The sequence below is a fragment of the Kitasatospora sp. NPDC101157 genome (genome assembly GCF_044768255.1).
In the GTDB taxonomy this organism is placed as follows: domain Bacteria; phylum Actinomycetota; class Actinomycetes; order Streptomycetales; family Streptomycetaceae; genus Kitasatospora.
The window spans coordinates 305735-323909 of the sequence record NZ_JBIWPL010000006.1 but is presented as its reverse complement, the minus strand read 5'-3'; the positions used below and the strand labels follow the sequence as shown (position 1 = coordinate 323909).

General features: G+C 74.0%; 14 protein-coding genes and 2 pseudogenes. 13 read left to right on the top strand and 3 right to left on the bottom strand.

Going from position 1 to position 18175, the window contains the following annotated elements; translation table 11 throughout:
• Positions 1-14: 14 nt before the first annotated feature.
• The 9 genes and pseudogenes from ACIRVF_RS16575 to ACIRVF_RS16535 all read left to right on the top strand — a co-directional run.
• Positions 15-589 (top strand): annotated as a pseudogene (locus ACIRVF_RS16575) (molybdenum cofactor guanylyltransferase); the annotation flags it as partial.
• Between the two features lie 219 nt (positions 590-808).
• Positions 809-1090, top strand: a pseudogene (locus tag ACIRVF_RS16570) (DUF6457 domain-containing protein); the annotation flags it as partial.
• Positions 1087-2295, top strand: coding sequence for a molybdopterin molybdotransferase MoeA (locus ACIRVF_RS16565; RefSeq protein WP_402817391.1), 1209 nt, complete (start codon positions 1087-1089; stop codon positions 2293-2295). The pseudogene ACIRVF_RS16570 and the gene ACIRVF_RS16565, both read left to right, overlap by 4 nt.
• On the top strand, positions 2292-3338 hold the full coding sequence (locus ACIRVF_RS16560) for a potassium channel family protein (protein WP_402817389.1): 1047 nt from the start codon (positions 2292-2294) through the stop codon (positions 3336-3338). Before ACIRVF_RS16565 ends, ACIRVF_RS16560 begins: the two co-directional genes overlap by 4 nt.
• Positions 3339-3386: 48 nt before the next feature.
• The gene (locus ACIRVF_RS16555) at positions 3387-4364 is read left to right on the top strand and encodes an NAD(P)H-quinone oxidoreductase (RefSeq protein WP_402817387.1); all 978 of its coding nucleotides are present in this window, start codon (positions 3387-3389) and stop codon (positions 4362-4364) included.
• Between the two features lie 118 nt (positions 4365-4482).
• Positions 4483-5322, top strand: a complete 840-nt coding sequence (locus ACIRVF_RS16550; protein WP_402817385.1) for a hypothetical protein — start codon at positions 4483-4485, stop codon at positions 5320-5322.
• A 324-nt stretch (positions 5323-5646) separates the two neighbouring features.
• Entirely contained in the window at positions 5647-6261 is a 615-nt protein-coding gene (locus tag ACIRVF_RS16545) for a bacterial proteasome activator family protein (RefSeq protein WP_402817383.1), read from the top strand.
• 265 nt (positions 6262-6526) lie between these two features.
• On the top strand, positions 6527-7957 hold the full coding sequence (locus ACIRVF_RS16540; protein ID WP_402817381.1) for a protein kinase: 1431 nt from the start codon (positions 6527-6529) through the stop codon (positions 7955-7957).
• Positions 7958-8069: 112 nt separating this feature from the next.
• Positions 8070-9815, top strand: a complete 1746-nt coding sequence (locus ACIRVF_RS16535; protein WP_402817379.1) for a protein kinase — start codon at positions 8070-8072, stop codon at positions 9813-9815.
• A 4-nt stretch (positions 9816-9819) separates the two neighbouring features.
• Here ACIRVF_RS16535 and ACIRVF_RS16530 read toward each other — a convergent pair whose 3' ends face one another.
• Both ACIRVF_RS16530 and ACIRVF_RS16525 read right to left on the bottom strand, forming a co-directional pair.
• Positions 9820-10920 carry a phosphotransferase gene (locus tag ACIRVF_RS16530; RefSeq protein ID WP_402817377.1) on the bottom strand — a complete coding sequence of 367 codons (1101 nt, stop codon included), beginning with the start codon at positions 10918-10920 and terminating at the stop codon, positions 9820-9822.
• Between the two features lie 66 nt (positions 10921-10986).
• Entirely contained in the window at positions 10987-11646 is a 660-nt protein-coding gene (locus ACIRVF_RS16525; protein WP_402817375.1) for a response regulator, read from the bottom strand.
• 425 nt (positions 11647-12071) lie between these two features.
• Between ACIRVF_RS16525 and pdhA the strand changes: the two genes are divergently transcribed.
• Genes pdhA through ACIRVF_RS16510 form a run of 3 tightly spaced genes read left to right on the top strand, consistent with a single transcriptional unit; the run spans position 12072 to position 15646 of the window.
• Positions 12072-13226 carry a pyruvate dehydrogenase (acetyl-transferring) E1 component subunit alpha gene (pdhA, locus tag ACIRVF_RS16520; protein WP_402817373.1) on the top strand — a complete coding sequence of 385 codons (1155 nt, stop codon included), beginning with the start codon at positions 12072-12074 and terminating at the stop codon, positions 13224-13226.
• Positions 13226-14200, top strand: a complete 975-nt coding sequence (locus ACIRVF_RS16515) for an alpha-ketoacid dehydrogenase subunit beta (protein ID WP_380419899.1) — start codon at positions 13226-13228, stop codon at positions 14198-14200. Before pdhA ends, ACIRVF_RS16515 begins: the two co-directional genes overlap by 1 nt.
• 15 nt (positions 14201-14215) lie before the next feature.
• On the top strand, positions 14216-15646 hold the full coding sequence (locus ACIRVF_RS16510) for a dihydrolipoamide acetyltransferase family protein (RefSeq protein WP_402817371.1): 1431 nt from the start codon (positions 14216-14218) through the stop codon (positions 15644-15646).
• Positions 15647-15752: 106 nt separating this feature from the next.
• On the opposite strand, the gene ACIRVF_RS16505 is transcribed toward ACIRVF_RS16510, so the two are convergent.
• On the bottom strand, positions 15753-16658 hold the full coding sequence (locus tag ACIRVF_RS16505; RefSeq protein ID WP_402817369.1) for a hypothetical protein: 906 nt from the start codon (positions 16656-16658) through the stop codon (positions 15753-15755).
• Positions 16659-16863: 205 nt separating this feature from the next.
• Between ACIRVF_RS16505 and ACIRVF_RS16500 the strand changes: the two genes are divergently transcribed.
• Positions 16864-18096 carry a benzoate/H(+) symporter BenE family transporter gene (locus ACIRVF_RS16500; protein ID WP_402817367.1) on the top strand — a complete coding sequence of 411 codons (1233 nt, stop codon included), beginning with the start codon at positions 16864-16866 and terminating at the stop codon, positions 18094-18096.
• Positions 18097-18175 lie beyond the last annotated feature (79 nt).

The window sequence follows — 18175 nt, the reverse complement described above, 5'->3', positions numbered from 1 at the left end:
GGGATACTGGCCGCATGACGACGCCGTACGACGTGATCGTTCCGGCGGGCGGCGCGGCCCGGAGACTCGGCGGGGCCGACAAACCCGGCCTGACCGTGGGGGAGAGCACCCTGCTCGACCGGGTGCTCGCCGCCTGCGCGGGCGCCCGGACCACCGTCGTGGTCGGCCCGGCCCGGCCGACCGCCCGCGAGGGCGTCCGGTGGACCAGGGAGCAGCCGACCGGCGGCGGGCCGGTCGCCGCCGTCGCGGCCGGGCTCGACCTGGTCACCGCGGACACCGTGCTGCTGCTCGCCGCGGACCTGCCCTTCCTCGACCGGCGGACGGTGGAACGGCTGGCAGCCGCCCTCGGCGAGGCCGGACCGCGCGCGGACGCCGCCGTCCTGGTCGACGCCGGCGGACGCGACCAGCCGCTCACCGCCGCGTACCGCACCGCCCCGCTGCGCGCCGCCCTGGCCGCCCTCGGCGACCCGGCCGGACAGCCGCTGCGCCGCCTCGTCGGCGGGCTGACGCGGCTGCGGGTGGCCGACACGGACAACGTCGCGTACGACTGCGACACCTGGGAGGACCTGGAACAGGCGAGGGAACGCGACCGGTCCTGAGCGTCTCCGGCGGGTGGGGCCCGTGGGGTGTCGCGGCCGTCGCGGACGGGGCGGCTCGTGCCAGGTGGCCGCACCGCGGTCGGCCGCCGCCGGACGGGGGAGGCGGCGGTGACCGGGCAGCGGGGCGGGAACCTCACCGGGGCCGCCCCCGGGCCGTGAGGGAGACGACGCGCGCCGCACACGGGGCGAACACCACGGGGAAACCGCTGATCGGGCAGCATGGGCGCATGGAGCGCACGCTGGAAGACTGGATCGCCGAGGTCAAGGCCGACCTGGGCATCGACCTGGACGTGGACGTCCGGGGACTGCTCGACATGACCCGGGTGGTCGCGCACGGAGTGGCCCGGCCCGCCGCGCCGCTGACCGCCTTCCTGATCGGCTACGCGGCCGCGCAGCAGGGCGGCGGACCGGAGGCCGTCGCCGAGGCGTCCCGTCGGACCACCGCGCTCGCCGAGCGGTGGAAGCCCGCTGACGGCCCGGAGGAGCCGTGAGCACGGTCGGACGGGCCACCGTGACCGTTCCGGCCGGCCGTCCCGGTGTGCTGAGCTGGCCGCACGCCCGGGAGGCCGCGCGCCGGGCCGGGCTGCGCCCGCTGCCGGTGGTCGGGCTGCCGCTGGCCGCGGCGCTCGGGCACGTCCTCGCCGAGCCGCTCGGCGCGCTGACCGACCTGCCCGCCTTCGACACCTCCGCGATGGACGGCTGGGCGGTCGCCGGGCCCGGGCCCTGGCGGGTCGCCGGGCGGGTGCTGGCCGGCCGCACCCCGGTGGCGCCGCTGGCCGACGGCAGTGCGGTCGAGATCGCCACCGGCGCCCAACTGCCGCCCGGAGCCACGGCCGTACTGCGCCGCGAGCACGGCGTGGCGGAGGGCGCCCTGCTCCACGACCGGGGGCCGCAGCAGCTGACGACCGGCCAGGACGTCCGTCCGCGCGGCCAGGAGTGCCGCCGGGGCGAGGAGTTGCTGCCGGCCGGGACGGTGGTCGGGCCGGCCGTGCTCGGCCTGGCCGCCGCCTGCGGGCACGACCGGCTTGCCGTGCGCCGCCGCCCCGTGGTCCAACTGCTCGTGCTGGGAGACGAGTTGCTCGACAGCGGGATCCCCGGTCCGGGGCTGGTCCGGGACGCGCTCGGCCCGTTGCTGCCGCCCTGGCTGCGGGCGGCCGGTGCGGAGGTGGCCGAAGTCCGCTACGTCCGTGATGACTTCGGGTTGCTGCGGGACGCCCTGCGGCACTCCACCGCCGACGTCGTGGTCACCACCGGCGGGACGGCCGCCGGACCGGTGGACTTCCTGCACCGGGCACTCGCCGAGGTCGGCGCCCGGCTGCTGGTGGACGGCGTGGCCGTCCGGCCCGGACACCCCATGCTGCTGGCCGAACTCCCCGGCGGACGCCACCTGGTGGGCCTGCCCGGCAACCCGCTGGCCGCCGTCGCCGGGATGGTCACGCTCGCCCTGCCGCTGCTGCACGCCCGTGGCGGCCGGGCCGGTGCCGGCCCCGCGCTCGCCCCCGCGGCCGTCCCGCTGCCCGGGCACCCGGTGGACACCCGGCTCCAGCCGGTGCGGCGCACCCCCGAGGGGGTCGTACCGCTCGCCTTCGACGGGCCCGCGATGCTGCGCGGCCTCGCCCGGGCCGAGGCGCTGGCGGTGCTGCCGCCCGGCGGGGCGGCGGCGGGCGAGGCCGTCGAGCTGGTGGACACCCCGTGAACCGTCTTCGCCGCCTCTCGGCGCCGGGGACGGAGCCGTGGGCGGACGCCGGGATCGTGCTGCCCGCCCGGCGTGCGGCGCCCGCGGTGCGGCAGGTCGGCTCGCGGCTGCTGCTGGCGCTCGCCGTTCTGGTCGCCACCTCGGTGATCGTGTACCTGGACCGGTCCGGCTACCACGACAACGCCGGCGGCGACCTCAGCTTCCTGGACGCCGCCTACTACGCCACCGTGACGCTCTCCACCACCGGCTACGGCGACATCACCCCGTACAGCGACGGCGCCCGGCTCACCAACATCTTCGTGATCACCCCGCTGCGCGTGCTGTTCCTGATCATCCTGGTCGGCACCACCCTGGAGGTGCTCACCGAACGGACCCGCCTGCAATGGCGGTTGAACCGCTGGAGGTCCACCGTGCGCGAGCACACCGTCGTCATCGGCTTCGGGACGAAGGGGCGCAGCGCCGTCGACACCCTGCTCGGGCAGGGGGTGAAGAAGGAGGACATCGTCGTCGTCGACCCCCAGCGCAAGGTGATCGAGCAGGCCTCGCAGCACGGCCTGGTCGGCGTGGTGGGCGACGCGACCCGGACCGACACCCTGGTGCGGGCCGCCGTGCCCACCGCGGCCCGGCTCGTGGTCGCCCCGGAGCGGGACGACACGGCCGTGCTGATCACCCTGACGGCGCGCCAGCTGAACAAGGGCGCCACCGTGGTCGCGGCCGTGCGGGAGGACGAGAACGCGCCGCTGCTGCGGCAGAGCGGCGCCGACGTGGTGGTCACCAGCTCCAGTTCGGCCGGGCGGCTGCTCGGACTGTCGATGCTCAGCCCGCACGCCGGGGCCGTGATGGAGGACCTGCTGACGTACGGGAACGGGCTGGACGTGGTCGAACGCCCGGTCACCCGGGCCGAGGCGGGGCACGGACCGCGCGAGTGCGAGGACCTGGTGGTCGCGGTGGTGCGTGGGCGGCGGGTGCTCAACTACAACGAGCCGGAGGCCGCGGTGCTGCAGCTCACCGACCGGGTGATCGTCATCAAGTCGACGGCGTAGGGCGGGGCCTGGGGCCCGGACCGCCGTGCGGCGCAGTAGGTTCGGGGCATGCATGCGATGACGATTCCCGTACCCGGCGGCCCCGAGGCACTGGTGTGGGCCGAGGTGCCCGATCCGGTGCCGGGCGAGGGCGAGGTCCTGGTCGAGGTGGCGGCCACCGCCGTCAACCGTGCCGACCTGCTCCAGCGGCAGGGCTTCTACAACCCGCCGCCCGGCGCCTCGCCCTACCCGGGGCTGGAGTGCGCCGGGCGGATCGTCGCGCTCGGGCCGGGGGCGGCCGGCTGGGCGGTCGGCGACGAGGTGTGCGCGCTGCTGGCCGGTGGCGGCTACGCCCAGCGGGTCGCGGTGCCGAGCGGGCAGCTGCTGCCGCTGCCGAAGGGGATGGGCCCGGAGCAGGCCGCGGCGCTGCCGGAGGTGGCCTGCACGGTGTGGTCCAACGTCTTCCTCACGGCCCACCTGCGGCCGGGCGAGACGGTGCTGCTGCACGGCGGCGCGAGCGGGATCGGCACGATGGGGATCCAGCTGGCCAAGGCGGTCGGCGCGCGGGTGGCGGTCACGGCGGGGAGCCCGGAGAAGCTGGCCCGGTGCACCGAGCTGGGCGCGGACATCGCGATCGACTACCGCGAGCAGGACTTCGTCGAGGTGCTCCGGGAGGCCACCGGCGGGGCCGGGGCGGACGTGATCCTGGACATCATGGGCGCCAAGTACCTGCAGCGGAACGTGGACGCGCTGGCGGTCAACGGGCGGCTGGTGGTCATCGGGCTGCAGGGCGGGGTGAAGGGCGAACTCGACCTCAACACGCTGCTGCGCAAGCGGGCGGCGGTGATCGCCACCAACCTGCGCGGACGGCCGCTGGCGGAGAAGGCGGCGATCGTGGCGGCGGTGCGGGAGCACGTGTGGCCGCTGGTCGAGTCCGGGGTGGTGAAGCCGGTGGTGGACCGGGTGCTGCCGCTGACCGACGCCGCCGCCGGGCACCGGGTGCTGGAGTCGGGGGAGCAGGTCGGGAAGGTCGTGCTGACGGCCTGAGCGGTGCGGCGCGGGCGACCGAAATGCCGCGATTGCCGGATTGTGTGAGGCTGGTCCGGAGCTGTCCCGCCGCCGATCCCGCCGCCGGGCGAGGTCGGCCGTCGGAAGGACTCCGACCGTGGCCGCAACTCCGCACGACGTCCTCGGGCCGCTGCCCACCGCGCCGCTGCCCACCGCGCTGCACCACCGTCGTACCCGCCGTTCCAGGCAGCTGCTCGCCGCGGCCGTGCTGGGACTGGCGCTTCCGCTGGCCGCCGTGACCACGGCGGTGGCGGAGCCGTCGCCGGGCGCCTCGGCCCCGGCGGCGGACTCCCCGGCCCCGGACTCGCCCGGGCCGGATTCCCCCGTGCGGGACTCCTCGGGGCCGTACTCCTCGGGGCCGTACTCGTCGGGGCCGGATTCCTGGGGGCCGGGCTCCCCGGGCTCGGATTCCCCGGGCCCGGACTCCTCGGCCTGGGCCGACGAGCAGGCCGGTCCGAGCTGGGCCTCCGGGTCGTCACCCCACGCGGCGCCGCCGGAGCACGCGGTGCCCGGCCGGTCCCACCCGGACTTCTCCGAGCTGCGGGCGCGCCACCACCACCCCTCCTCGGCACCGGAACGCCAGGACGCGACCGTGGAGCAGGCGCCGGACCAGGCGCCCGTTCGAGCACCCGGTCAGGCGCCGGACCAGGCCCGGGACCAGGCCCGGGACCAGGCAGTCGAGCAGTCGCCCGGGCAGGGCCAGGACGGCTCGGCCGACCAGCCGGGCCCGGACCCCGACGTGGACGCCGCGGCTCCCGCCGCCGACCAGGGCGCCGGTACGGCGGCCTCCGGCCGGCCCGTGGCAGTCGCCTCCGTCCCGGCGGTCCTCCCCGCCCACTGGCAGGACCCCTCCACCCTCCAGCTGCCGCTGGGCGTGGGCCTGGGGCTGATCGGCTGCGGCCTGGGGCTGATCGGCGTGCGGCTGCGGAAGGGCTGAGGCCCGCCGACGGTACCCGGCCGACGGGCACCCGGCCGACGGGCACCCGGCCGACGGGCACCCGGCCGACGGGCTCCCGGCCGACGGGCGGCGTGGAGATTCGGTGCGGGTTCCGGGGCCGGGCGGCCCGCGCCCGGTGCGGGTCCTGCGTCGCCGTGGCGGCCGGTCCCGTGCCGGGCGGGCGGCCGTAGCGGCCCCGGAACTGAGTACCCGTACGGATTCCCCGGACGACCGCGGCGGCGTACCGTCGTCACGGGTGGCGCAGGACGGCGGGGCGAACGGGGGCTTCCGCCCGACCAACCCCAGTGAGAGAGAATGTTGTTCATGACGAATCCGATGAACGAGCGCTCGTCGCAGGAGCCCTTCCGGGCCGCCGGCGGGCAGTCGCAGGACGGCCAGAAGGTGCTGATCGTCGGACCGGACGGACTGCCCGTGGGCCAGGGGTTCGCCGGCGCAACGATGGAGGGGGACGACGAGGCGGACATGCCCCGCGAACTCCCGGTGACCGAGATGGTCGAGCAGCCCGCCAAGGTCATGCGCATCGGCAGCATGATCAAGCAGCTGCTGGAGGAGGTCCGGGCGGCGCCTCTCGACGAGGCCAGCCGGGCCCGGCTGAAGGACATCCACGCCAGTTCGATCAAGGAACTGGAGCTCGGGCTGGCCCCGGAGCTGGTCGCCGAGCTGGAGCGGCTCTCGCTGCCCTTCACCGAGGACAGCATCCCGACCGAGGCCGAGCTGCGGATCGCCCAGGCGCAGCTGGTGGGCTGGCTGGAGGGCCTGTTCCACGGCATCCAGACCGCCCTGTTCGCCCAGCAGATGGCCGCGCGGGCGCAGCTGGAGCAGATGCGGCGCGCGCTGCCGCCCGGTTCGCACGCCGGCGACCTGGACGAGGAGGATCCGGGTCACGGCCGCGGGATCCGTTCCGGCCCGTACCTGTAGGCCCTCGGACCCGCTCCCGGGCCGGACGTACCACGGCGATCCGCCCCGGACCGCACCGCCGCAGGACGGCACCGACGGTCCGGGGCCAGGATCGGCCCTGGACCGATCACCGTCGGCGGAAGCCGATACCCTGACCCCTGTCGCAGGCCGGTCGAGCCGCCGCGGCAGGGGATCGCCGGGCCAGTGGGTCGGGCCCACCACGTACGGACGAGACCGAACGTCACGGTCGCGGCAGCACCACCGCGCCGAGGGGGAGCAGAGGACCATGAGCGAGCACGGCAACGCGGTCGAGGGCTTCTCCCTGGGCAACGGCCGCTATGTGCTGCAGCGGCTGCTGGGCGAGGGCGGCATGGCCTCCGTGCACCTCGCGTACGACAGCGTGCTGGACCGGCAGGTCGCGCTGAAGAGCATGCACAGCGAGCTGGGCCGGGACGACTCGTTCAAGGAGCGGTTCCGCCGCGAGGCCCAGGCCGTGGCCCGGCTGGAGCACCCCAACATCGTCACGGTGTACGACAGCGGCGAGGACGTCGCCCCCGACGGCTCCAGCACGCCGTACATCGTCATGCAGCTGATCGACGGCAAGGGCCTGCGCGAGACGATCAACGAGGCGGTCGCCCAGTACGGGGCGGTGCCCACCGAGGAGGCCCTGAAGGTCACCGTCGGCGTGCTGAACGCGCTGGAGGCCTCGCACGACATGGGCCTGGTGCACCGCGACATCAAGCCCGGCAACGTCATGTTCGACCGCAAGGGCAATGTCAAGGTCATGGACTTCGGCATCGCCCGGGCGCTGGAATCCGGCGTCACCTCGATGACCCAGACCGGCATGGTGGTCGGCACCCCGCAGTACCTCTCGCCCGAGCAGGCCCTCGGCAAGCCGGTGGACGCCCGCTCCGACCTGTACTCGGTCGGCGTGATGCTCTTCGAGATGCTCACCGGCCAGCTGGTCTTCGACGGCGACTCGGCCTTCTCGATCGCCTACAAGCACGTCCAGGAGGAGCCGCCCGCCCCCTCCAGCCTCAACCGCTCGGTCACCCCGGCCGTGGACGCCTACGTCGCGCAGGCGCTGCGCAAGGACCCGGCGCACCGCTTCCAGAGCGCGGCCGCGATGCGGGACGAGGCGGAGCGGCTGATCGCGGAGCTGAAGGGCGGCGGTGGCGGGCACGCGCTGCAGGCCAGCTCCCCGCTGGTGATCAAGGAGGGGCCGCGCTCGGTGCACGCCGGTCCGCAGGCGCCGCAGACCCCGCACCCGCAGTACCTCCAGCAGGGCGGGCAGCAGCAGTACCAGACCCCGCCGCCCGCCTACCAGACACCGCACCCGCAGGCGCCGCGGACGCCGCACCCGTTCCCGCAGCAGCAGCAGTACCAGACCCCGCCGCCCGCCTACCAGACCCCGCGTCCGCAGGCCCCGCACACGCCGCAGCCGCAGTTCCTCCAGCAGGGCGGGCAGCGGCCGCCGATGCACACCCCGAGGCCGCAGCCGATGCCGCCGTACCAGCAGCCGAAGCCCAACGGCGGCGGGTGCTCCACGGCCTTCGTGGTGATCGCGATCATCGTCGGCGTGCTGGTGCTGGCCGGCATCATCATCGCGATCGTGGTCAACAAGGCGGAGAAGGACACCAACGGCAAGTTCCACTCCGAGCGGCCCGCCGCGGTCGTCGTGGTGGGTCCCCAGGCCGACCGGAACGGTCTGCTCTGACCGTTTCCCGCCGTTCCGCGCGTGTCACGGGTGCGCGCCGGAAGCGGTAGCGTTCGGGGATACGTAAGCGACAGGGCACCGCGATCCGAGCGAACGCCCGGGGCGAGGAGCGATGGCACAGACGCAGCAGCCGGACGACGAGGCGGGTGCCCGAGTGGTCGGACGGACCGGCGGCACGCCGAGGATCCCCGAGCCGGGCAGCGAAGCCGCGACCTCCGCGCTGCCGCCCTTCGGCGGGGCGGGCGGACCGCAGACGCCGGGCCGCGGAGTGCCGCTGGGCACGGTCGGCGACGGCCGCTACCGGCTGACCCACCGGCTCGGCCGCGGCGGCATGGCCGAGGTGTTCGCCGCCGAGGACGTGCGGCTGGGCCGCACCGTCGCGATCAAGCTGCTGCGCGGCGAGCTGGCGCAGGACGACGTCGCCCGGCTGCGCTTCACCCGCGAGGCACACGCCGTCGCGGCGCTGAACCACCACGCGATCGTCTCGGTCTACGACACCGGCGAGGAGTACGTCGGGGACGAGTCCACGCCGTACATCGTGATGGAGCTGGTCGAGGGCCGGACCGTCCGCGAGCTGCTGGTGGACGAGGAGGCGCCGCCGGTCGACCAGGCGCTGATCATCATCGCCGGGGTGCTGGAGGCGCTGGCCTACAGCCACCGCAACGGCATCGTGCACCGCGACATCAAGCCCGCCAACGTGAGCATCACCACCACCGGCGCGGTCAAGGTGATGGACTTCGGCATCGCCCGGGCGCTCACCGGCGGGGCCACCACGATGACCCAGACCGGCATGGTCATGGGCACCCCGCAGTACCTGTCGCCCGAGCAGGCCCTCGGCAAGCCGGTCGACCACCGCTCCGACCTGTACGCGGCCGGCTGCATGCTCTACGAACTGCTCACGCTGCGCCCGCCGTTCACCGGTGACACCCCGCTCTCGGTGGTCTACCAGCACGTCCAGGACCCGCCGGTGCCGCCCTCGCAGGTCAACAGCCGGGTGCCGGCCGGCCTGGACGGGCTGGTGCTGCGCTCGCTCGCCAAGAACCCGGACGACCGCTTCCAGGACGCCGACGAGTTCCGCGCCCACCTGCAGCACGCGCTGCGCGAGATGCACGGCGCGGCCGGGGCCGGCTGGGTCGGTGCCGCGACCGGGATGCCCGGAGACACCGGGGCCACCCAGGTGCTCCGGCCGGACCAGGCGGCGGCCACCCAGGCCTTCGGCGCGGTCGGGGCGGGTGACCAGACCTCCGTCCTGCCGTACTCGGCGGGCGGCCAGCACAGCCCCTCGCCCTACCAGGGCGCCGGCGGGTCGTACGGCGGTGGCGGCGAGGACGACCACGGCGGGGACGGCGGCCGCAGGCGCGGGCCGTGGGGCTGGGTGGCCGGCGGGATCGCCGTGCTGGTCGCGGCCGGGGCCGGGATCGCCTTCGCGCTCAGCGGCGGTGGCGGCACCACGGACCGCACCACGCCCTCGACGCCCGCCCCGGTGGTCAGCACCAACGAGACGACCACGCCCACCCAGAACGGGCAGTCGCCCCAGCCGCCGTCCACCCTGCCCGGCAGCAGGCGGCCGACGCAGCCGGCCGACAACGGGTCGAACGGCTGGAGCGGCGGGGGCGGCGGCAACAACATGTCGCCGTCGCCGGGGACGGGCAGGCACACCCAGGTCCCGACGCCGACGGCGACCCACACGCCGACCTCCACCGCGACGGCGACCAGTGGCGCGAGCACGACGCCGTCCGCGCCGGCGGGCGGTGACGGCGGCAGCTCGACCACCCCGAAGCCGAGCACGAAGCCGACCGGCGGCGGGAGCGGCGGCGGGGCCGGTGGCAGCACGCTGCCGCCGCCGGTCAACCCCTGACGGATCAGTTGGCGAAGGCGTCCAGGACCTGCTCGTACTCCTGGCACCACCACGCCAACTGTCCCGCCGAGGCGGGGAACAGCGGGTCGGCCCGGTGGTCGGCCCGCTGGTAGCGCCACTGCAGCATCCAGAAGTCGTTCAGCCGCTCCCACCAGACCCGGTGGACGGCGGCGGCCAGGTGCTCGGCGGTGGCGGCGCCGGAGGCCCGGTAGGCCTGGGAGTAGCGGCGGACCCTGACCAGGTCGAGGGTGCCGGTGGTCCGGTCGTTGAAGAGCAGGGTGGCGGCCCGGACGGCCTCCTCGGCGCGCGGCTGCGGGCCGAGCTTGTCCCAGTCGAGCACGGCGGCGACCGACTCGCCGTCCGGGCCCCCGTCGTACAGCAGGTTGAGGCCGTGGAAGTCGCCGTGGGTCCAGCCGGTGGGCGGGGCGTCGAGCGGGTCGGGGCGGCGGTGGGCGTGTTCGGCGAGCAGCTCCAGCCGTTCGTCGAGCCGTTGTTCGACCAGGGCGTCCAGCTCGCCGTACGGGCGGTGCTCGCGGGCGCGGCGCCGTAGCTCGCGGGCCAGTTCGGCGCTGTCGAGGGGGTCGGCGCTGTGGTAGCCGACGGGCTGGTCGAGGGGGGCGCACACGTCGTCGAGCGCGCCGTGCAGCCGGCCGAGCAGCGTGCCGAGCGCGTCGCACCGCGACGGGTCGAGCTCCGTACCGTGTCGGTGTCGGCCATCCACCCAGGGGAACAGCGCGAACATCCGGCCGTTCAGGCCCGCCACCGTCCCGCCCCGCCCGGCGCAGCCCAGCGGGGGGGCCACGGGCAGTCCCAGGGCGTTCAGGTCGGTCATGGCGCGGTGGTGGGCGAGGATCTTCGGGCGGCTGGCGGTGGCGGCGTCGACGTAGCACTTCAGGAAGTACGCGCCGGTCTCGGTGGTGACCCGGTAGCCCCGGTTCAGCAGGCCTTCGGCGACCGGTTCGGCGGTCAGCGGCCGTCCCACCCGGAAGCGGGCCAGGACCTCGACGAGTGCGCTGCGCGGGACGGGTGGGCTGAGGGTCCCTATCGGCGGGGCTGAGAGGTCGGGGCGGGCCGGGGCGCAGGCGAGGGTCTGGCTGAAAGTCACGTGCAGAGGTTATGGCCCCTTGGTGGGGGCCCTTGACAAACCGTCAGGACTGTGGCAGGGCTCCAATCAGTACTGGTGGTCGGCCCGGTGTCGCGCCACGTACGCCGCCGCCTGGGTGCGTCGCTCCATGCCCATCTTGGCGAGCAGACTGGAGACGTAGTTCTTCACCGTCTTCTCGGCGAGGTGCAACTCGTTGCCGATCTGACGGTTGGTCATCCCCTCGCCGATCAGGTCGAGGATCCGCCGCTCCTGCTTGGTGAGCTGGGACAGCCGCTCGTCCTCCTTCTCGCCGCCGTCGCGCAGCCGGGCGAGGACCCGGCTGGTGGCGACCGGGTCGAGCAGCGAGCGGCCGGCCGCGACGTCCCGGACGGCGGTGATCAGGTCGGTGCCGCGGATCGCCTTCAGGACGTAGCCGGAGGCGCCCGCCATGATCGAGTCGAACAGGGCCTCGTCGTCCGAGAACGAGGTCAGCATCAGGCACTTGATCTCCGGCAGCCGGGAGCGGACCTCCCGGCAGACCTCGACCCCGTTGCCGTCCGGCAGCCGGACGTCGAGCACCGCGACGTCGGGGTGGACCGCGGGAATCCGGGTGAGCGCCTCGGCGGCCGTGCCGGCCTCGCCGACGATCTCGATGTCGTCCTCGACCGAGAGCAGATCGTGCACGCCCCGGCGGACGACCTCGTGGTCATCGAGCAGAAACACCCTGATTTGTCCGTTATCAGTCACGCCCAAAGCCTCCCATATCACCCTACAAAAGGCCTATCGTTCGCAGTGGCGTAATGGCGTGATCCGGCCACAGTCGCCGAAACCGATACCGAGAACCCCCTTACGTACGGGCTTCCGCCCGGATAACGTGCGCTGGTGTCCTGAAGGCGCTCGAATTGAGAGCTGCGTCACGCCGACCGTCACCCCCACCCTTCCGACGGCGAGCCGGACGCGGCACCCTCGGGGTTGTGGACCCTGAACAAGTAGGACGTCCTAGCGCAAGCGCGCCAAGGGCGGACGCTGGGTAACGTTCTCGTGAGGGACGCCGTCGGAACAGGATCACCACCTGCCACGCAGTAGGTGCGCACACCCACGCGCGCCCCGCGAGGCGGTGACCGGACCGGTCACCGGCGACCCCGGGCGGCCGGACAGACCGAGGAGTGAACGTGACCGTCAAAAGCACGGCGAGGGCCCGCAAGAAGGCGGCCCCCGCTGTACCTGACACCCTCCGCGCCACGGGGACGGACGCCCAGCCGGAGCTCGTACAGCTGCTCACGCCGGAAGGCGAGCGGGTCGAGCACCCGGACTACCCCCTGACCACCACTCCGGAGGAGCTGCGCTCGCTCTACCGCGACCTGGTGCTGGTGCGCCGGTTCGACGGCGAGGCGACCGCCCTCCAGCGCCAGGGCGAGCTGGGCCTGTGGGCCTCGCTGCTCGGCCAGGAGGCCGCCCAGGTCGGCTCCGGTCGGGCCATGCGCACCGGCGACTACGCCTTCCCGACCTACCGCGAGCACGGCGTGGCCTGGTGCCGCGACGTCGACCCGCTGAACCTGCTCGGCATGTTCCGCGGCGTGAACCACGGCGGCTGGGACCCGAACGAGAAGAACTTCCACCTGTACACCATCGTGATCGGCGCGCAGACCCTGCACGCCACCGGCTACGCGATGGGCATCACCAAGGACGGCGCCGACGACGCGGTGATCGCGTACTTCGGCGACGGCGCCTCCAGCCAGGGCGACGTCAACGAGGCCTTCACCTTCGCCTCGGTCTACAACGCCCCGGTGGTGTTCTTCTGCCAGAACAACCAGTGGGCGATCTCCGAGCCCACCACCACCCAGACCAAGATCCCGCTGTACCGCCGCGCCTCCGGCTTCGGCTTCCCGGGCGTCCGGGTCGACGGCAACGACGTGCTGGCCTGCCTCGCGGTCACCCGCTGGGCGCTCGACCACGCCCGCAGCGGCAACGGCCCGGTGCTGATCGAGGCCTTCACCTACCGGATGGGCGCCCACACCACCTCCGACGACCCGACCCGCTACCGGCTCGCCGAGGAGACCGAGGCCTGGAAGGCCAAGGACCCGATCCTGCGGCTGCGCGCCCTCCTGGAGAAGGAGGGCCTGGCGGACGAGGAGTTCTTCGCCGCCGTCGACGCGGAGAGCGAGCAGCTGGGGCTCCGGGTGCGCGAGGGCGTGCGCAGCATGCCGGACCCGGACCCGACGCTGATCTTCGACCACGTGTACAGCGAGCCGCACGCGCTGGTCGATGAGGAACGGGCCGGGTACGTCGAGTACGCGGCCTCCTTCGAGGCGGGGGAGAACCACTGATGGCCGGTCAGCTGAGCATCGCCAAGGCGCTCAACGACGCGCTGCGCAAGTCGCTGGAGAACGACCCGAAGACCGTCCTGATGGGCGAGGACATCGGCAAGCTCGGCGGCGTCTTCCGGATCACCGACGGCCTGCAGAAGGACTTCGGCGAGGACCGGGTGATCGACAGCCCGCTGGCCGAGTCCGGCATCATGGGCACCGCGATCGGCCTCGCGCTGCGCGGCTACCGCCCGGTGGTGGAGATCCAGTTCGACGGTTTCGTCTACCCCGCCTTCGACCAGATCGTCTCCCAGCTGGCCAAGATGCACGCCCGTGCGCTGGGCCACGTCAAGATGCCGGTCACCGTGCGCATCCCTTACGCGGGTGGAATCGGCGCGGTCGAGCACCACAGCGAGTCGCACGAGGCGTACTTCGCCCACACCGCCGGTCTGCGGGTGGTCACCCCGTCCAGCGCGCACGACGCGCACTGGATGCTGCGCCAGGCCATCGAGTCCGACGACCCGGTCATCTTCCTGGAGCCCAAGCGGCGTTACTGGGACAAGGGCGAGGTCGGCGCCGCCGCCGACCTGGCGCTGCACGACGCCCGGATCGTCCGCCCCGGCACCGACGCCACGCTGATCGCGTACGGCCCGATGGTCAAGGTCTGCCTGGAGGCCGCCGCGGCCGCGGAGGAGGACGGCCGCCGACTGGAGGTCGTCGACCTCCGTTCGCTCTCCCCGGTGGACTTCACCACCCTGGAGGAGTCGGTCAAGCGCACCGGCCGGGCCGTCGTGGTGCACGAGGCACCGGTCTTCCTGGGCATGGGCGCCGAGCTGGCCGCCCGGCTCACGGAGCGGTGCTTCTACCACCTGGAGGCACCGGTCCTGCGGGTCGGCGGCTACTACGCCCCGTACCCGCCGTCCCGGGTCGAGGAGGCATTCCTCCCCGACCTGGACCGCGTGCTCGACGCCGTCGACCGCGCACTCGCGTACTGATCCCGGGGAGCGCAGATGACCACCGAAGTTCGCTCGCTCCGCGAGTTCAAGATGCCCGACGTGGGCGAGGGCCTCACCGAGGCCGAGATCCTCAGCTGGTACGTCAAGCCCGGTGACACCGTCACCGACGGGCAGGTCGTGTGCGAGGTGGAGACCGCCAAGGCGGCGGTGGAGCTGCCGATCCCGTTCAACGGGGTCGTCGAGCAGCTCTTCTTCCCCGAGGGCGCGACGGTCGACGTCGGCACCGTGATCATCTCGGTCGCGGTGGCCGGGGAGGCGGGGGCCGCTCCGGCCACCGCGCCGGCACCCGCCGCCGCTGCTGCGGCTCCGGCCGCTGAGGCCGAGCCGGAGCGCCGGGAGGTGCTGGTGGGTTACGGCCCGCGCACCGGCACCGCCCAGCGCCGGGCCCGGCGGACGACCACGGCCACGGCGAAGGCCGCCGCGCCGCAGCCGGCCCCGGTCGCGCCCGCGGCTCCGGTCGCCCCGGCCCCGGTGGCGCCCGCCCCGGTGGCCGAAGCTCCGGCCGGTGAGCGGCCGTTGGCCAAGCCGCCGGTGCGCAAGCTGGCCAAGGACCTCGGCATCGACCTGCGGGCCGTCACCCCGACCGGCCGGGACGGCGTGATCACCCGCGAGGACGTGCACGCCCACGCCGCGGCCAGGTCCGTTCCGGCGGCCCCGGCCGTCGAGCCCGTCGTGGTCGAGGCGGCCGAAGCCGTCGTGGCCCCGGTGCCGGTGTCCGGCTCGGGCGACGTCCGGGTGCCGATCAAGGGCGTCCGGAAGGCGACCGCGCAGGCGATGGTGGCCTCGGCCTTCACCGCCCCGCACGTCACCGAGTTCGTCCAGGTCGACGTGACCCGCACGATGAAGTTCGTCCGCAAGCTCAAGGAGAGCGGCGAGCTGGGCCGGGACGTCAGAGTCAGCCCGCTGCTGCTGGTCGCCAAGGCGCTGCTGGTGGCGATCAAGCGGCACCCCGAGATCAACGCCCAGTGGGACGAGGCGGCCCAGGAGATCGTGGTCAAGGGGCAGGTGAACCTCGGCATCGCCGCGGCCACCCCGCGCGGCCTGATCGTCCCGAACATCAAGGACGCCGGGTCCAAGACCCTTGCGGGCCTGGCCACTTCGCTCGGCGAGCTGGTCGAGACCGCGCGCCAGGGCAAGACCTCGCCGACCGACATGCAGGGCGGCACCGTCACCATCACCAACGTCGGCGTCTTCGGCGTCGACACCGGCACCCCGATCCTCAACCCGGGCGAGGCGGCCATTCTGGCCTTCGGCTCGGTCCGGGAACTGCCGTGGGTGCACAAGGGCAAGGTGGTCCCGCGCCAGGTGACCACGCTGGCGCTCTCCTTCGACCACCGGCTGGTGGACGGGGAGTTGGGCTCCAAGGTGCTGGCCGACATCGCCGGCCTGCTGGAGTTCCCGAAGCGCCTGATCACCTGGGGCTGACGGCTCACCGGAGTGACGAAGGGGCCCTGTTCCGCACCGCTGTGCGGAACAGGGCCCCTTCCGTCGTTCCCGGCCGTCGGCCGTCGTTCCCGACCGGTGCCGGCGACTACCGCTGGCGGCGGAGGCGGCGGACGGCGAGCAGGACGCCGGCGCCGAGGGCGAGCAGGGCGGCGGCCGAGGTGGCGAGGAAGGTGTCGACCCCGGAGGCGCCGGTGTGCGCGAGTTCGGCGGTGCCGGCCGGGGCGGCGGTGACGGGGGTGGCGGCGGTGACGGGGGTGGGGGCGTCGGCCTGCCCGGCGTCGGCCTTCGCGGTCCGGTCGGCGGCGGGTGCGGCCACGGCCGGCTTGGCGGGTACGGGCTCGGCGGGTACGGGCTTGGCGGTGGCCTTCTTCGGGGCGGCCGCCGCGTGGGTCACGGTCATCTCCCTGGTCGCGTTCGCTCCGCCCGCGTTGTCGGCCGTGCTGGAGACGGTGACCTGGAGGCGGGTGAGCTTCGGCGAGGCCTTGGCGGAGAGTCCGACCCGGAAGGTGAAGTGGGTGGCCCGGCCGTTGTCCAACTGCTCGCCGAACCCGGTCTCACCGCCGTAGAACCCGTCGGAGGAGGAGCCGAGCACGACCGGCTGCCATCCGTCGTGCGGGGTGCCGACCTCGATGGTCAGCATGCTGTCGTCGAGAGGGCCGTTCCCCACGACTCCGCGGAAGGCGATGGCGGCCTTCACCTGCTGGTAGGGCTCTCCGGTGAAGTTCGCGACCTCGACCGGCACCTCGACCTTCGGGCCACCGGCGGTGATGCTCAGCGACTTCGTCATGTAGAACCCGATCTCGACGTGGCCGTGGTGCGCGACCGCGGCGGTCGGGGCCGCGACGGGCTCGGCGGACCAGGCGGTGTCGCTCATCGCGAGGACCTGGACGCCGCCCGCGAGGACGGCGGTGGCGGCGAGGGCGGCGATGCGGCGGCGGCCGGAGAGGGCGCGGTCGTTCTTCGCAAAACGGGTGATAACGGACGTGCGCATGACGTGACTCCCCGAAGTCGTGGTGGTGACGGTGTGTTGGTGAAGACGACCGGCCCCGCTCCTCGTGAGCGGGAGCGCCCCCCGGCTCCGCCGGTCTCGCTCTCCGTGCCTTCACCCTGATGGACGTCCATCCCCGCCGGGGGTTGCAGGTGGATCGAAAAGTTTTTTCCGGGAGTCTTCGGCCGGGCTTCGGGATACTGCCGGAATGACGGATGAGCTGACGGTCCGACCGCAGAGGGCGGCGGTCGAGGGTGAGGAACGTCGGTCGCTGCGGCGGGACGTGTCGGCGACGGCGCTGCTGGCCGGGCTGATCTGCGTCGCGGTGTCCTTCTCCGGTCCGCTGGTGGTGGTGCTCGCCGCGGCCGCCGCCGGGCGGCTGGACCCGGCGCACACCGCGTCCTGGATCTGGGCGGTGGCGATCGGCAGCGGGGTGAGCGGCTTCGTGCTCAGCTGGTGGACCGGAACGCCGGTGGTGACCGCCTGGTCGACCCCGGGAGCGGCGCTGCTGGTGACCAGCCTGGGCGGCTACCCGTACCGGGAGGCGGTAGGGGCGTTCCTGGTGAGCGCGGCGGTGGTGACGCTGTTCGGGGTGACCGGCTGGTTCGGCCGGCTGATCGCCGCCGTGCCGGTGGGGATCGTGAACGCGATGCTTGCGGGCATCCTGTTCTCCTTCGGCGCCGGGATCTTCGGCGCGGTGCACGGCGCGCCGGTGCTCGTGGTGGGCAGCTTCGTGGCCTTCCTGCTGGCCAAGCGGTTCGCACCGCGGTACGCCGTCCCGGTCGCGCTGCTGGTCGGCGGGGTGCTGGCGGCGCTCACCGTCGGACTGCCGCTGCACCTGGGCCCGGGCGGGCCGACCGTGCCGGTGCTGACGGCGCCGGCCTTCTCCTGGTCCGCCGCGGTGGGGCTGGCGCTGCCGCTCACCATCGTCGTGCTGGCCTCGCAGAACGCCCCGGGCCTCGGGGTGATGCGGGCCTTCGGCTACCGGGCCGACGACCGGCTGCTGATCGGCTCCACCGGCCTGATGTCGCTGCTGATGGCGCCGTTCGGCTCGCCGGGGGTGAACCTGGCGGCGATCACCGCGGCGATCTGCTCGGGCCCGGAGGCCCACCCTGACCCGCGCCGCCGGTACGTCGCGGGGATGTCCTCGGGCGCCGGGTACGTGCTGGTGGGCAGCTTCGGCGGGGTGCTGGTCAGCCTGTTCACCGGCCTGCCGAAGGAGCTGATCGCGGTGATCGCCGGGGTCGCGCTGCTGGCCTCGCTGCAGGGCAGCCTGGCGGCGGCGGTCACCGAGGAGCGCGGGCGGGACGCGGCGGTGGTGACCTTCCTGGCGAGCGCCTCGGGAATGAGCCTGTTCGGCATCGGCTCGGCCTTCTGGGGGCTGCTCTTCGGGCTCGGCACCCACCTCCTGCTGGATCTGGGAAAGCGCTCCCGGCACTGATCTACGGAATTGGTTGGTATGACTGGGACGATGCTGATCGTTCGGCCAGGTCGGTGACTTTTTCGTCCGCCGGTGGGGG